The sequence below is a fragment of the Neobacillus drentensis genome, assembly GCF_036965425.1.
GTDB classification, from domain to species: domain Bacteria; phylum Bacillota; class Bacilli; order Bacillales; family Cytobacillaceae; genus Neobacillus; species Neobacillus drentensis_F.
The window spans coordinates 84,094-97,720 of sequence record NZ_JBALPP010000010.1; the positions used below are offsets into that span (position 1 = coordinate 84,094).

At 39.3% G+C, this 13,627-nt stretch carries 15 protein-coding genes; 3 read left to right on the plus strand and 12 right to left on the minus strand.

Annotation, left to right across the window (positions count from 1 at the left end; translation table 11 throughout):
* Positions 1-43 precede the first annotated feature (43 nt).
* From V7161_RS02685 to V7161_RS02700, 4 genes are all read right to left on the minus strand, one after another.
* Positions 44-361, minus strand: coding sequence for a thioredoxin family protein (locus tag V7161_RS02685; RefSeq protein ID WP_335442148.1), 318 nt, complete (start codon positions 359-361; stop codon positions 44-46).
* A 105-nt stretch (positions 362-466) separates the two neighbouring features.
* Positions 467-952, minus strand: coding sequence for a hypothetical protein (locus V7161_RS02690; RefSeq protein WP_335442149.1), 486 nt, complete (start codon positions 950-952; stop codon positions 467-469).
* Between the two features lie 131 nt (positions 953-1,083).
* Positions 1,084-1,605 carry a DUF84 family protein gene (locus V7161_RS02695; RefSeq protein WP_335442150.1) on the minus strand — a complete coding sequence of 174 codons (522 nt, stop codon included), beginning with the start codon at positions 1,603-1,605 and terminating at the stop codon, positions 1,084-1,086.
* 54 nt (positions 1,606-1,659) lie between these two features.
* Positions 1,660-2,727 carry a M42 family metallopeptidase gene (locus tag V7161_RS02700; RefSeq protein WP_335442151.1) on the minus strand — a complete coding sequence of 356 codons (1,068 nt, stop codon included), beginning with the start codon at positions 2,725-2,727 and terminating at the stop codon, positions 1,660-1,662.
* Between the two features lie 181 nt (positions 2,728-2,908).
* On the opposite strand from V7161_RS02700, the gene V7161_RS02705 reads away from it, so the two are divergent.
* Positions 2,909-3,229, plus strand: coding sequence for a PepSY domain-containing protein (locus V7161_RS02705; RefSeq protein WP_335442152.1), 321 nt, complete (start codon positions 2,909-2,911; stop codon positions 3,227-3,229).
* Positions 3,230-3,439: 210 nt separating this feature from the next.
* Here the strand turns inward: V7161_RS02705 and V7161_RS02710 are convergent, their stop codons facing one another.
* A complete protein-coding gene (locus tag V7161_RS02710; RefSeq protein ID WP_335442153.1) occupies positions 3,440-4,276 on the minus strand; it encodes a YtnP family quorum-quenching lactonase in 837 nt (278 codons plus the stop codon).
* An 86-nt stretch (positions 4,277-4,362) separates the two neighbouring features.
* Positions 4,363-5,007, minus strand: coding sequence for a tRNA (guanosine(46)-N7)-methyltransferase TrmB (gene trmB, locus V7161_RS02715; RefSeq protein WP_335442154.1), 645 nt, complete (start codon positions 5,005-5,007; stop codon positions 4,363-4,365).
* Positions 5,008-5,170: 163 nt separating this feature from the next.
* Here trmB and V7161_RS02720 point away from each other — a divergent pair, with 163 nt between their 5' ends.
* Complete coding sequence (locus tag V7161_RS02720) at positions 5,171-5,449, plus strand: YtzH-like family protein (protein ID WP_223595695.1); 279 nt, start codon at positions 5,171-5,173, stop codon at positions 5,447-5,449.
* On the opposite strand, the gene V7161_RS02725 is transcribed toward V7161_RS02720, so the two are convergent.
* The 4 genes from V7161_RS02725 to thpR form a co-directional block, all read right to left on the minus strand.
* Entirely contained in the window at positions 5,450-6,223 is a 774-nt protein-coding gene (locus V7161_RS02725) for a phosphotransferase family protein (RefSeq protein ID WP_335442155.1), read from the minus strand.
* A 222-nt stretch (positions 6,224-6,445) separates the two neighbouring features.
* Positions 6,446-8,575: a type I pullulanase gene (pulA, locus tag V7161_RS02730; protein WP_335442156.1), complete on the minus strand. Its 2,130-nt coding sequence runs from the start codon at positions 8,573-8,575 to the stop codon at positions 6,446-6,448.
* The gene (locus tag V7161_RS02735) at positions 8,562-9,545 is read right to left on the minus strand and encodes a diacylglycerol/lipid kinase family protein (RefSeq protein WP_335442157.1); all 984 of its coding nucleotides are present in this window, start codon (positions 9,543-9,545) and stop codon (positions 8,562-8,564) included. Before V7161_RS02735 ends, pulA begins: the two co-directional genes overlap by 14 nt.
* Before the next feature lie 21 nt (positions 9,546-9,566).
* A complete protein-coding gene (thpR, locus tag V7161_RS02740; protein ID WP_335442158.1) occupies positions 9,567-10,133 on the minus strand; it encodes an RNA 2',3'-cyclic phosphodiesterase in 567 nt (188 codons plus the stop codon).
* Between the two features lie 139 nt (positions 10,134-10,272).
* On the opposite strand from thpR, the gene cysK reads away from it, so the two are divergent.
* Positions 10,273-11,205 carry a cysteine synthase A gene (gene cysK, locus V7161_RS02745; protein WP_335442159.1) on the plus strand — a complete coding sequence of 311 codons (933 nt, stop codon included), beginning with the start codon at positions 10,273-10,275 and terminating at the stop codon, positions 11,203-11,205.
* Between the two features lie 40 nt (positions 11,206-11,245).
* On the opposite strand, the gene dat is transcribed toward cysK, so the two are convergent.
* Both dat and pepV read right to left on the minus strand, forming a co-directional pair.
* The gene (gene dat, locus V7161_RS02750; protein WP_335442160.1) at positions 11,246-12,100 is read right to left on the minus strand and encodes a D-amino-acid transaminase; all 855 of its coding nucleotides are present in this window, start codon (positions 12,098-12,100) and stop codon (positions 11,246-11,248) included.
* 22 nt (positions 12,101-12,122) lie between these two features.
* Positions 12,123-13,544 (minus strand): dipeptidase PepV, encoded by a 1,422-nt coding sequence (gene pepV, locus V7161_RS02755; RefSeq protein ID WP_335442161.1) that lies wholly within the window; start codon positions 13,542-13,544, stop codon positions 12,123-12,125.
* Positions 13,545-13,627 lie beyond the last annotated feature (83 nt).

Sequence of the window (13,627 nt, forward strand, 5' to 3'; positions counted from 1 at the left end):
ATTAAAAAACCCCCATCTCAAAAGGAGAGGGAGCGAGTTGGTATTATGATTTCAACCCCGTGATAAATCCTTCAATTTCTTCTTTCGTTTTGCGATCCTTACTTACAAAACGGCCAAGCTCTTTCCCGTTTTCATAAGCAATAAAGCTTGGAATTCCAAACACATCTACTTGCTGGCATAAATCGATAAATTGATCGCGGTCTATATGGATAAAGGTATATTCCGTAAATTTCGCTTCAATTTCAGGCAGTACTGGTTCAATAAAACGGCAATCTCCACACCACACTGCTGAAAACATAAAAATCGTTTTCCCATTATCTCTTAGCTGTTCAAATTCCTCGATTGATTCTAAATGTTTCAAATTCAACGCCTCCGTTTGAATTATCTTGATCTTCTTAAATCATATCAGCCATTCTGCCGATTAGTCCATGGATTTGCATTTTGGAAATGTCCCATGACTTGCCTATTATTTACCAAACTTAACTGAATTAACAATTTGCATCATCGCTTTCCCATCTTCAACCAAGTCACTGGTTTCCGTCTGAGTCGTTATTTTTGTACCGCCTATTCCGACTGTCAATTCGTTTTGATCATCATCTAATTCCTTAATGGTTAAAAAGCCAAATTTATTGTCTGAGGTGAATTTTTCATTTGTATTGAGCTGCTTATATTGCTTAACGGTTCCGTTATAAACCACTTCACTTAAACTGCCTTCTTGTGGATTTACGAAAAGTATATAGGTCTTAGAGCCATTTTTTAAAATGATGTTATTGGGTTTTTCATCTTTTATTTTATAACCATCGGGTAAATAGAAATGAATTTTTCCACTCTTCTCATTTGGCTGTTCCGCTGCTTCCTGAAAGGTTGATTTCACTTTTTTTATCGTGTTATTACTTTCATCCTTCAGTGAAGCATGGCTGCAGGCACCTAATACAAAAAATAATAAGCTCAATATGGTAATAGTTTTAAAAAGTTTCAGGATGCACTCCCCCTATACACGACAATAGTCCTATCTACATCATACATTCCAGAATATTCAAAAGACAAGCCTTTTTGTCGAAAAATACCGTCGAAAAAGAGGGATTAATCTTTTAAATGTGTTTTTTGATAGGTATATTGTCCAATAAGGAGATTCATGACATGGGTAAACATTTCCACTCGATTAACGAGGCCATTTGTGAAAATTCCAATTGCCCCTTCGTGTTTTCTGACATTTTTCATATTTGCGTAATCATCCATGACCGGTCCGAGCTCGTCTCCTGCGCGAAGCCTTACTGCTATTTCTTCAGGCAATAAAACCCTAGCACCACCGGCAATAATCGGTGCCATATCTTTTGATGCCAGCGCTCCCCAGTTACAAATCATCAAGCCCTGGCTTGTTTCTTGTACGCCGCCTTCAAGACCGATCCCAATTTCGCCATTGCCTTGATTTAACGCTTCAACTGCCCGGTTAACCGCCCCAAGAATTGTTTCTTGATCTGAAAAGGGCTGTGCATTTACTCCTGAAGGAATATCCATAGCAATAAACTCTGCCTCTTGATTAGGGAAGCAATTTTTTACTGCTGTAATTTTTGCCAAGTTTTTTGATCCAATGATGATTTTCATGTATACATCTCCTTTTGCATATGAAAAGGAGGCATGTAGAATGCCCCCCTAAAATTAACTGTTTGCTTTAATCGTATCTACTGTCGTTTGATCACAAGACCTCACTAATTTAATTAACAATTCTTTTGCAGCGGCATAATCATCGACGTGAACGATGGAGGCGTGAGTATGAATATAACGTGAACAAATACCAATAACTGCACTTGGAACACCTTGATTGGATTGATGTACACGACCGGCATCTGTTCCGCCTTGTGAAACAAAATATTGATAAGGAATATTGTGCGTTTCAGCCATATCGAGAACAAATTCCCTCATCCCGCGATGTGTAACCATCGATTTATCTAGGATACGGAGCAATGCCCCTTTTCCTAAATGACCAAACTCTAATTTGTTTCCGGTCATATCATTAGCAGGACTTGCATCAAGCGCGAAAAAAATGTCAGGATTAATCATATTGGCAGCCGTTTGTGCTCCACGCAGGCCTACTTCCTCCTGAACTGTTGCACCTGAATAAAGGGTGTTAGGCAATTTCTCATCCTTTAGTTCTTGAAGCAATTCAATCGCGAGGCCACAGCCATAGCGATTGTCCCAAGCTTTTGCTAATATCTTCTTTTCATTTGCCATCGGCGTAAACGGACAAATCGGCAGGATTACCTGACCTTGCTTAATTCCAATCCTTTCGGCATCTTCACGATCATCTGCCCCGATGTCAATCAGCATATTTTGAATTTCCATTGGCTTGTTTCGTTTCGCTTCGTCTAAAAGATGGGGTGGGATGGACCCGACCACTCCGATAATAGGACCATTCTTTGTCATGATTTGAACACGCTGCGCTAATATCACCTGACTCCACCATCCGCCAAGCGGCTGAAAACGAAGCATGCCATTATCTGTAATGGCAGTAACCATAAAACCTACTTCATCCATATGTCCTGCCACCATAACGGTAGGTCCAAAACCTTTTTTCACACCAAAAATGCTGCCTAATTTATCTTGAACGATTTCGTCCGAATACTTTGATAATTGTTCCCTCATGAAATTTCTAACTAAATGTTCATTTCCAGGGGCTCCAGGGAGCTCTGTTAGCGTTTGAAAAAGCTTTAAGGTTTGTTCGTTCATTGTCAGACTCCTTTAGTTTTTCTTAGATATTAATATGTATCCTTTTATTTTACAGAAAATCCGAACCCCTTACCACTATTTCTAATTCGACTGTTATATTATCCTCTACTATCCAAATAAGATATACTAAAGTTGGGATTGATTGCTCATGATTTTTCTGAATAGATGGGGGTGCTTTTTTTTGAATTGGAAATCATTTCTTCTTGGTGCTGCCTTTGGTGCCATTGGCGGGTATGCGGCAAAGGAAATCCTAAACCAAAAAACAACTGTCTCACCTGAAAAGGTTTTGGCACACGTCAAGAAACAATTTAAACAAAATGGACCTATTAGTGGTTCGTGGATCCACATGGCTGATGAGCCGTACGAAAAGCAGCAAATTAAATATCGGGTATACAAAGGCGGCATCTCCAAAAACAACAACGGATTAAATGAACAATTTGAGTTTATCGCCGATGCCCAAACAGGTACCATCATAGATATACAACCTTTAACAAGCGATTAACAAACAGCCGCATCTTACATTGATGCGGCTGTTTGTTGGGCTTATATGTTAAAAAGGTTGTTGATTTGCACTCCAGGCGCTTCGCTTNNGGAGCCTCCTCGGCGCTACAGCGCCTCCGGGGTCTCCCCTGCCCCGTACTCCCGCAGGAGTCTTCGCGCCTTCCGCTCCAATCAACAATGTTAAATATGAACAATGGTCTTTAAATTTTTTTTAAATCCGTTTTATGCCTTCAACTATTTTTCCATCTAAGTCCCATTTGACAGCTCGGTAAAAGGCATCATGGTAAAACGTAAACCATGCCTTTCTCTCGATTGCATAGGATACCCATTTTTCCTTTGCAGCAATGGAGTCCATTGGATAATCATCATAGGCCATAACCCATAAAACATTTTGATGTGCATGTGTCGCCATGAGATCCGCCATATGGATGGACATTTCTCCTTCATCCTCAATAATAAGGATCGAATGCCCGTCGCTATGCCCGCCTGTATGGATCATTCGAATCGCTCCAAAACTCCATGATTCATCGAATGTTTCGACCTGTGTTTCAATGGCTTCCCAGTTTTCTTTCCAATATGTATTCTTGGACCGGATATTCGGGTTGCGCATCTCTTCCCATTCCACATTTGAAGTGATGATTTTCGCATTTGGGAAGGAAGATGTATACCTGCCATCTACAAGCTTCGTTAATCCACAGGCATGGTCAAAATGTAAATGTGTCATTAACACATAATCGATGTCCCCGGCATTTAATTCCAGATTGGCTAATGAATTGTCAACCTCAGATTCCCTTGTCACCCCATAATTTCTTAGTTGTTTCTCCGTTAACTTTCCATTGCCAATCCCGGATTCAACTAATAAATTTTTACCATTCATTTGAATTAGAATTGGGTCGGTTGGCAATTCGATTTGGTTTTTCTCATTAGGTGGATATTTCTTCGACCATAATCCTTTGGGAACCACGCCAAACATAGCACCGCCATCTAAATTTGTAACTCCACCTGATAACCATGTCAGTGTTACGTTTCCAATATTTAATGTTTGCATCCTTTCAACCCCCTTTATTCTATTTTAGCATTGTCCCATATATAGGAAAAAGAAAAAAGAACAGTCCATAAATGGAACTGTTCTGATCATAAGTTTTGATATTTTACTTCACAGCGGTAGATACGATTCCCCAATTCGGAGAATTTCTCTTCGTATTCCGTCATGATGTTACCTTCGTACCCACTCTTATGGAAATCTAAGCTAAGATATTTTAATAATAAGCCGTATTCTGAAAAGCTCATTAGCGAATATTCAAACAGGCCTTGATTGTCTGTTTTAAAATGAATTTCCCCGCCATCAACCATAATATCCTCATAAAGTTTTAAGAAATCTTTATAGGTCAATCTTCTTTTTTCATGACGTACTTTTGGCCATGGATCTGAGAAATTTAAATAAACTCGGTCAACATCATTTTTCGCAAAATATTTCTCTAAATCAGCAGCATTCACATTAAGTAGTCTAAGGTTTGGCAAATCCGCTACAATTAAACGGTCTAAAGCCGCAACGATGACACTATTATACAATTCAATGCCCATATAATTAATTTCTGGATTCGCTTTAGCCATTTCGGTAATGAATCGGCCTTTTCCAGTTCCAACCTCGATATGAAGAGGTTGTTCATTTCCAAATACCTCATGCCATTTACCTTTATACAATTCTGGATCCGCTACGATATATTGAGGATGCTGCTCTATTTTATCCTTTGCCCAAGGTTTATTTCTAAGTCTCATATTCGCACTCCTAAAAAATAATTTCGTTCAAACCATAACACGTGATACTTTCACTTGCAAGCCAATCTTATTGGAAAAAAGCAAAATGCATAAACAAAAAAAGAATTCACAACCTAACTGTGAATTCTTTTTATTAAAATCCCACTTGAAAGGGTGTTTTGTCATGCCTTTAAGTCATAATGACCAGGTTGCCTTACTAAAGGATATATTAAACAATCATCAAACGGATTGCTGCGGGTCTGTAGCAGAATGTGAACAACTAGAACGATTAGTGAAATCCCTCATGGTAAACACACAGGTCGATCAGAATGTTAAAAACATTTTGCAGGAGGTTTATCAATACAGCCAGTATGGTGCAGGGACGTCCAATTTGGATGAACATATCCAATCTAACCAAGAAAACCTTTCACAATGGGTAAACGATATTGGTCAGTTTTCTTAATTAGAGGATTTCCGCTAAAAACTTTATCCACTTATCCCTTTCTTCGATGCGGTGTTTATTTTTATACCATTGAATTGAAGATAAGGTCTGTAAAGCCGTATACCACTTCATTCTAAGCCTTAAATGATCGGTCAGCGTTTTTCCGTACATGCTAAGCCAATCCTGCCAATTTTCTTCTGGAATATACCAATAAAGAAGCAGGCCAAGGTCAATTGCAGGGTCGGCTATCATCGCCCCGTCCCAGTCAATTAAATACAACTGGTTGTCTTCCGCAAGCAGCCAGTTGTTATGATTCACATCACCGTGACATACCACTTTTTCTTCACTATAAACATTTTTTGCTTCCTTCTTTAGGAAGTTCAATGTTTTTTGTACTTCAGAAAATTCAAGGATTTGTTCATCCAAGTCATCTATCACTGATTGAAAAAGGGTCTCGGGATCCAAGGGTGATTTTTCTAACCGGCTAAGCATACCCAGCATCGGCTCTGATTGGTGAATTTTTTTCAACAGCCTGGCAACAAGCTCCTGATTCATCTCAGATGGTTTCAGTTCCCGGCCTTCAAGCCATTGCTGTGCTGTTATGACATCTCCGTTTTCCAACCGTTTCGTCCAAACAAGCTTTGGGACGATACCTTCTGCCGATAGTACCGCTAGGAAGGGTGAAGAATTCCGCTTTAAAAAAAGCCTTTGATCTTCATAACTTGCATAAAATGCTTCTCCTGTCGCGCCTCCAGCAGGGATAATTTCCCACTCTTGTCCTAATATATGTTCCAAAATTGTTCACCTTCAATTATGCCGTTCTAATGGGAGCTTTTAGATAGGGCTCTTTTCGTAAACGAAAAACAATTTATGCGAAAATAGCCTTAGATAAAAACGCATGCGCCTTTTTACCTTTATTTAAAAAATAAAAAAAGGCTATTGAAACCATAGCACACAATAGCCATCTTAATAAATTTTATCTCCAATTGCCTTTTTTCGTCAAGTAATCTAGGGAAACTATTTTTTCACTAAAATATTTAGCGAGATTGGTTCAATTATTATTTCCCCAACCTTAAAGGCTTTAGATGTAGATATCCCTGCAAATTCATGATTGGCTAAAACAGACCATTCCCCTTCAGGAAGGGTAATCCGGTGCTCTAGGGATGACGAATTAACGATGAAGATTACTTTTGCCTTTTCAAAATAAATTCCTAAAACAGGGGAGTTATACGGTAAAATCCGAATATTCGAGCGAATTTCAGCTTGGGTTCTCATTCGAAAGCAGGAGTATGTTTTTCTGATTTGAATAAGGCTCTTCATATACTCCACATTTTCTTTATATATGCTTTTCCGATCCCAATCGAGTTGGTTAATGGAATCTGGTGAACGATAACTGTTTCCATCCCCTTGTTTCGTTCTAAAAAACTCCTGTCCGCTATGCAGAAAAGGAATCCCTTGTGCCAATAAGACCATCCCTGTCGCAAGCCGGTGATATTTCATTCGGGAAGAATCATCTGTATTTTTGTGACAGGCCAGAAGCTTATCCCACATCGTATGATTATCATGACATTCAACATAATTTATTGATTGGGATGGTTCATTAAACAATCCATGTCCTTTTTTATTGAAACCGATGCTTCCTGTCAATAACTCAATTGCTGCCTCAAGGTAATGCTCATTCCCTAAAGCATAGCCTTTATCAAATAAATTAAAAGTACTGCCTTTAATGCTGTCGCGAAACCTATCATTAAACTGGGCTATTCCCGGCATTTTTGCCTGATTCGCTATAATCGCCTTTCGCTCTTGTGAAAGTGGCGTGTTTAAGTTCCAGCCCTCCCCCAGAATAATCGTGTCACTTGCTATGCTGTCACAGAGAGCTTTGACTAAATTCATTGTCTCAACATCCAAAATACCCATTAAGTCAAATCGAAAGCCATCAATATGGTATTCTTCCATCCAGTATTGAATCGAGTCTAATATAAACTTTCTAACCATCTTCCGCTCAGATGCAATATCATTGCCAACACCAGTCCCGTTTGAAGGAAGTCCTATCTCATTATGACGGAAATAATAACCAGGAACCACTTTTTCAAACGAGGAATTCTCGCGAATATAAATATGATTATAAACAACATCCATAATGACCCTGAGACCAGAACGATGAATTTGATCAATTAAGTGCTTTAATTCCATAATTCTGGAATAGGGATTAGCGGGATCAGTAGAATAACTGCCTTCTGGAGCATTAAAATGGAGCGGGTTATATCCCCAGTTATAATCCTTGTTTGGTTCCAGTTCATTAACACCTGCAAAATCATGTACAGGAAGAAATTCAATGTGAGTAATCCCCAACTCTTTTAAATAGGACAATCCCGTGGGACTGCTATCTTTTCCTTTTGTTTCTAACTCACCAGCGCCAAGATAAAGACCCTTATGGTTTACTCCGCTGCTTGGATGAATGGTAAAATCTCTGATATGTGTTTCATAAATAATGGCATCAACAGGGTTTGAGATAATAGGCAGATTGATTTTGGGCCGCCTTGTTTTTGCAAGGTTTACAATCACACCATGTTCACCATTTGCCGTCAAGGCCTTCACATAAGGATCAACTACCTCACGCCATTCCAGGTTAACGTGAACAAGAAAACTATAATGATAGTATTCTAAATCTCCATTTACTGTAACGGACCAAATCCCACGATCTTCCCGCTTCATTTTTAGAATTTCTGAAAATTGACTGCCAGGAGGACGTAATTTTAATTTGACTCCAGTTGCTGTCGGAGCCCAAATTTTCAGCTGAGTTTGCTTTTCACCATAAGTCACGCCTAGATCGTTACCGTTATAATAAAATTTATCATCAAATGAATTCGTTCGGATGACTGCACCTATCTGAAGATCTGTTTTTCCTCCATGTTCATCCAATATCCAATACTGCCTTCCAAACAAAATTTCCTCTGAAAGCTGGCAAATATACTTCATCTTGTTTTCTATTTGCCGCTTTTCCATAATCGTCAAGGGGAACTGTTGAATGTCATCGGAAACAATGAATGAAGAGGATAAACCATGATGATATGAAAGTGGAAGAAGAATCGTAATGATCTTCATCTCATCTAAGTAGGCAAGAAAATTTCGTTCAGTGGCAATCATTCGAGTCCCTCTCTTTCAAATCAACTATTTCTTTACGAACCCTTCTTGTTAACACTGACAGGGCTTTCTGTTGCAGGTTAATGGTCAAGGGTGTAAATCCAAGATGCTCTCCATCCCCATGAACATAGAATGAGTCATGTGAATGAATGGAAATAACCCTCCCTTTAAAGGTTTTCACTTCTTTAAAATAGATATGTTTCCCCCAAAAAACACTTATAAAAACTAATAACAACTTAATTCTAGATAACTCATGAACTACAGTTATATCGAAGAGTCCATCATCTGGTTCGGCTTCAGGAGCAATCTTCATTCCGCCTCCATAATAAGGTTGATTGGAAACGGTGACAAACCATGTTTGTTCAAATATATGCTTTTTCCCGTCAATTGATAAATCAATTGTAGATGTTTTAAAAGTAAAAACCTTTTTTAGGAGAAAATACACATAAACCAAGCGGCCCATTAAAAGCTTGTTAAATAGGGCCTTTATTGGGGATTGATTCACTTCATAGGAAATAAGGGCATCAAATCCTGCACCCATGTTGTTTATAAAATAATGCTCTGAATGATCACCCAACACTATTTTTCCTGTGTCAATTGAGTGCCCTTCCTTCTTTATCAAACGCATTATTACCTTTAGGGCTTCTATTGGGTCTGAAGGTATTTGAAACCCTCGTGAAAAATCGTTTCCTGACCCCCCAGGGATAAATCCTAAAGTAATTTTATGGTTACTTACAATTCCATTCATAACCTCATGCATCGTTCCGTCTCCGCCAACAGCTATGATTAATTTTAGGTCATTGTTGCTGGCAGCAATTTGGCTGGCGAGAATTTTGGCGTGACCTGGATATTCTGTAAAAAATGCCAGGTAGGAGATTTGTTCTGCCTTTAATAAGGCTTCAATATGTCTCCAAATTTTAAAGCAGTGGCCGTTCCCTGCTTTTGGATTGATAATAAAATATATTTGTTTCATTTCGCCAACCCTTACTGAATGTTATTTTAAAGGATATATCGTTTTCGCTTCATATTTAGGTGTTTTTTGAAGATGTGTTTGGTAAAGCACTACTTGTTGAGCTTGAAAGGTTAGTAGTTCTGGCTGATGGTCTTGCCATACTTCAAGCTGCTCTCTTTGAAAAACTTGTTCCCCATTCCATTTTCTAGCTAGTGTAATATGGGGGCGAAATGGCCGAGTTTCTAGTTGGAAGCCAGCCTTTTCACAAGCAGAAAAAACTTTACCTCTTAGTTCATTCAGCTCATGGCTCTCGATCGTATCCGCCCAAAATATCCTGGGTGAATCTTGACTACCAAATATTCCAAGTTTGTTTATTTTCAAATTAAATGCTTTTTCATCCTTTATGGCTTCTCTCACCTTTTTTTCTGCTTCTGCCAGCTTTTCAGAAGCAGCCCCCCCTAGAAAGGCCAAGGTAATATGCAAATCCTGATGATGAACCCAGCGGTTAAAAGGGAGGCGTTCTTTTAATTTTTCCATCCGGTCCTTTAGGACTAATTTCGTTTCATTAGGGATTTTAACTGCAAAGAAAAAATGGTTCCGATGTTCCATGATCGTTCATCCTTTATTAAATTTTAGTCTATTTTGACATAATTGTATCTACTTAACGAAGAACATTATTCGATATTTTTTACATTGCCAAGAAAATTATTTATCATTAGGATAGCAGGTACAGAAAGGAAGGGCCCAAATGAAAGTCGTAAATAATATTGCCGAACTAATCGGAGACACACCACTTGTCAAACTAAATCGCCTTGCTCCTAAAGACGGAGCTTCTGTATATTTAAAGCTTGAGTTTTTTAACCCTAGTAAAAGTGTAAAAGATCGAGCCGCTTTTAATATGATAATCGAGGCAGAAAAAGCAGGAAAATTAACCAAAGGCTCCACCATCATAGAACCGACCAGCGGTAATACAGGTATCGGTTTAGCAATGAATGCAGCGGCTCGCAGCTATCGCTCGGTTATCGTGATGCCTGACACGATGACACAGGAACGAATTAATATTTTAAAAGCTTACGGTGCAGAGGTTGTTCTTACTCCAGGGGAGGAAAAAATGCCGGGTGCGATAAAAAAAGCACAAGAATTAGCAAAAGTTATTCCAAATAGTTTTATTCCAATGCAGTTTGAGAATGCGGCAAACCCTGATGCCCACCGTTTCACTACTGCTGTTGAGATCATCGAAGCGATGGAGGAAATTGGCAAGCCGTTGTCGGCTTTTGTAGCCACTGCCGGAACGGGCGGGACCATTACAGGTACAGGAGAAGCTTTAAGAAAACATTATGATAACCTATTAATCCATGTCGTGGAACCAAAAGGGTCACCTGTGTTATCTGGCGGGAAACCCGGCAAACATAAGCTCGTTGGAACCAGCCCCGGATTTATTCCCGATATCCTTAACCAAGATGTATATGACGAAATTCAAAAGATCTCGGATGAGGATGCTTATGAAGTATCCCGCAGATTAGCTAGTGAAGAAGGTATACTTGTTGGACCATCTTCAGGTGCTGCCTGCTTTGCTGCTTTACAAGTCGCTAAGAAATTATCACCGGATAAAGTAGTAGTATGCATTGCTTGTGATACAGGGGAAAGATACTTGTCTGGCGATTTATTCCAGTTTGAATAGAAATAAAGACGTGCTAAAAATGGCACGTCTTTTTCTAATTCTATAGATTTCCACATTGTTTTTCTATTTCTTTAACAAATAGCTCTTGTAAATTTATTGTAACTGGACCCGGCAAGCCGGCCCTTACTTTTTTACCATCAATTTCGATTATCGGCATGACCTCTGCTGTTGTACTGGACATGAACACTTCATCAGCCAGGGCCAATTCATCGAGGGTAAAGGTTCGTTCCTCAACAGGAATATTATTTTTTAAACAAAGGTCCAAAATAACATCCTTTGTGATTCCTTTTAAAATTAAGTTATTTGATTGGTGCGTAACGACAGTTCCATTTTTTACAATATAGATGTTTGACGAGCTTCCTTCGGTAACATCCTGACCACGATGCTGGATTGCTTCAAATGCCCCTGCTTCAGCTGCTTTTTGTTTTGCTAATAGGTTGCCTAATAAATTAAGACTTTTAATATCACAGCGCAGCCAGCGGATATCTTCAGTGAGAATGGTTTTTACACCTATTTTCAAACTTTCTGCGGGTCGTCCAACCTCTTTCGTATAAGCCACCAGCGATGGGACGGTCTCTTCCGTTGGGAAAGCATGATTACGAGCTGCGACTCCCCTTGTGATTTGCATATAAATCGTCCCAAGCTGAAGATTATTTTTATCAATAAGCTCTTCAAGTAATTGCGTTATATGTTCTGTAGTAATTGGCAGTGAAATACCGATACTGTTAGAGCTTTTCACAAATCTCTCCATATGTTCTTCGGGAGTAAACATTTTACCGTTATAGACCCGGATGACCTCATATACCCCATCACCAAATTGATAGCCGCGGTCTTCTACATCCACTTTTGCTTCAGATCGATCGATTATTGTACCGTTTAATATTGCGAACTTCATTTTCGATTTCCCCTTTTTTTACTTATTCAATTTGTGCCAATTCATAGATTGCCTGTGCATAAATCGCTGTTGCTTTTAACAAGTCTTCAATATACATATATTCATCCTTTTGATGGGCAATATCTGGTCTTCCAGGGAATAGCGGTCCAAAGGCTACACCCGATTTAAGAGAACGGGCATAAGTTCCGCCTCCTATTGCAATTAGTTCAGCCTTTTCACCTGTTTGTTCTTCATACACCTTTTTCAAGGTTTGAATGAGGAATTCTTTTTCATCCACATGATGCGGCTTAGAGTCTGAGAAATGGTTAATCTCGAAGCCTTCGTCTATAAGGAATGCATCCAGCTTGGCTTTCGTATGCTCCATTTTATTTGTAACAGGATACCTGCATGTCATGCCAATACTGCCGCCGGATCGTGGCGAAAATGACAGTTTGCCGGGATTGATGGTAAGGTCTCCAGAGATATCATCAGAATAAGCTACTCCAAGGTTTACACCCCTTGAATCGTTAAAGAAATAGCGGGATACGAATTGGAAATAATGGGAGGCTTTCGCCTGTAAATTTAGCTTTGAAAGAAATTCTGCTAAAAACAGCCCGGCATTTTTCCCGTTTTTTGGTTCCATTCCATGTGCGGAAATACCTTTTACTTCTAAAATTAATGTTCCGTTTTCGGCAAGATGACTATGTTCGAGGTCATATTCCCTCATGAAGGAAGTATAGTCTTCAAGTAACCCCGCTTGATTTTCACTTAATTGTAATATGGCTTTAGCATAATCAGGTACCATATTGTACCTCTTTCCAGAAACAAAGCTGACGACCTCAACCTCTCCCTCAGCGCTGTCTTTGAACGATTTTTGCTGAACCATATCGAAATCCGCAATTCCTTTTTCCGCATTAATAATGGGGAAATCAGCATCTGGGGCAAATCCTAGTGCCGGCATTTCTTCATGCTGAAAATAATGCTCTACACAGCGCCAATTGCTCTCCTCGTCCGTCCCAATGATCATTCGGACTCGCTTTTTAAGTGGCAATCCTAGTTCCTTCACAATTTTCATTGCATAGTAAGCCGCCATTGTTGGGCCTTTATCATCCAAAGCACCTCGTGCATAAATTTTTCCATCACGAATTTCTGCCCCATACGGATTGCTTGACCAGCCGTCCCCTTCTGGAACCACATCCACATGGCAGAGAACGCCAAGCACCTCTTTTCCTTCACCAAACTCCAGGTGTCCCGCTAAATTCCCAACATTTTTTGGAGTAAATCCATCTTTTTCACCTAGCTGAAGCATATAATCGAGCGCTTCTTTTACCCCCTGCCCAAGAGGCGCTTCCGGAGTAGTATTTTCTTCGTCTAAAAGACTTCTAATATGTAATAATCCCTGGGTGTCTTTAATGAGTGCATCTTTTCGTTTTTCAACCTCACTCATCCAATTAATCTGTGTCAATGTTTTACCCCCATGTTAAGATAAGTATTTCTTTTTTAACAATATCATTATGGCAATTATCTTATCAATTTTTAAAAAACTAT

What these genes read in the sequence shown, in the direction of transcription:
- V7161_RS02695 (WP_335442150.1), bottom strand. Translation starts at nt 1,605, where the DNA reads ATGAAAATCATCATTGGATCAAAAAACTTGGCAAAAATTACAGCAGTA.
- V7161_RS02700 (WP_335442151.1), bottom strand. Translation starts at nt 2,727, where the DNA reads ATGAACGAACAAACCTTAAAGCTTTTTCAAACGCTAACAGAGCTCCCT.
- V7161_RS02710 (WP_335442153.1), bottom strand. Translation starts at nt 4,276, where the DNA reads ATGCAAACATTAAATATTGGAAACGTAACACTGACATGGTTATCAGGT.
- trmB (WP_335442154.1), bottom strand. Translation starts at nt 5,007, where the DNA reads ATGAGACTTAGAAATAAACCTTGGGCAAAGGATAAAATAGAGCAGCAT.
- V7161_RS02720 (WP_223595695.1), top strand. Translation starts at nt 5,171, where the DNA reads ATGCCTTTAAGTCATAATGACCAGGTTGCCTTACTAAAGGATATATTA.
- pulA (WP_335442156.1), bottom strand. Translation starts at nt 8,575, where the DNA reads ATGATTGCCACTGAACGAAATTTTCTTGCCTACTTAGATGAGATGAAG.
- V7161_RS02735 (WP_335442157.1), bottom strand. Translation starts at nt 9,545, where the DNA reads ATGAAACAAATATATTTTATTATCAATCCAAAAGCAGGGAACGGCCAC.
- thpR (WP_335442158.1), bottom strand. Translation starts at nt 10,133, where the DNA reads ATGGAACATCGGAACCATTTTTTCTTTGCAGTTAAAATCCCTAATGAA.
- cysK (WP_335442159.1), top strand. Translation starts at nt 10,273, where the DNA reads ATGAAAGTCGTAAATAATATTGCCGAACTAATCGGAGACACACCACTT.
- dat (WP_335442160.1), bottom strand. Translation starts at nt 12,100, where the DNA reads ATGAAGTTCGCAATATTAAACGGTACAATAATCGATCGATCTGAAGCA.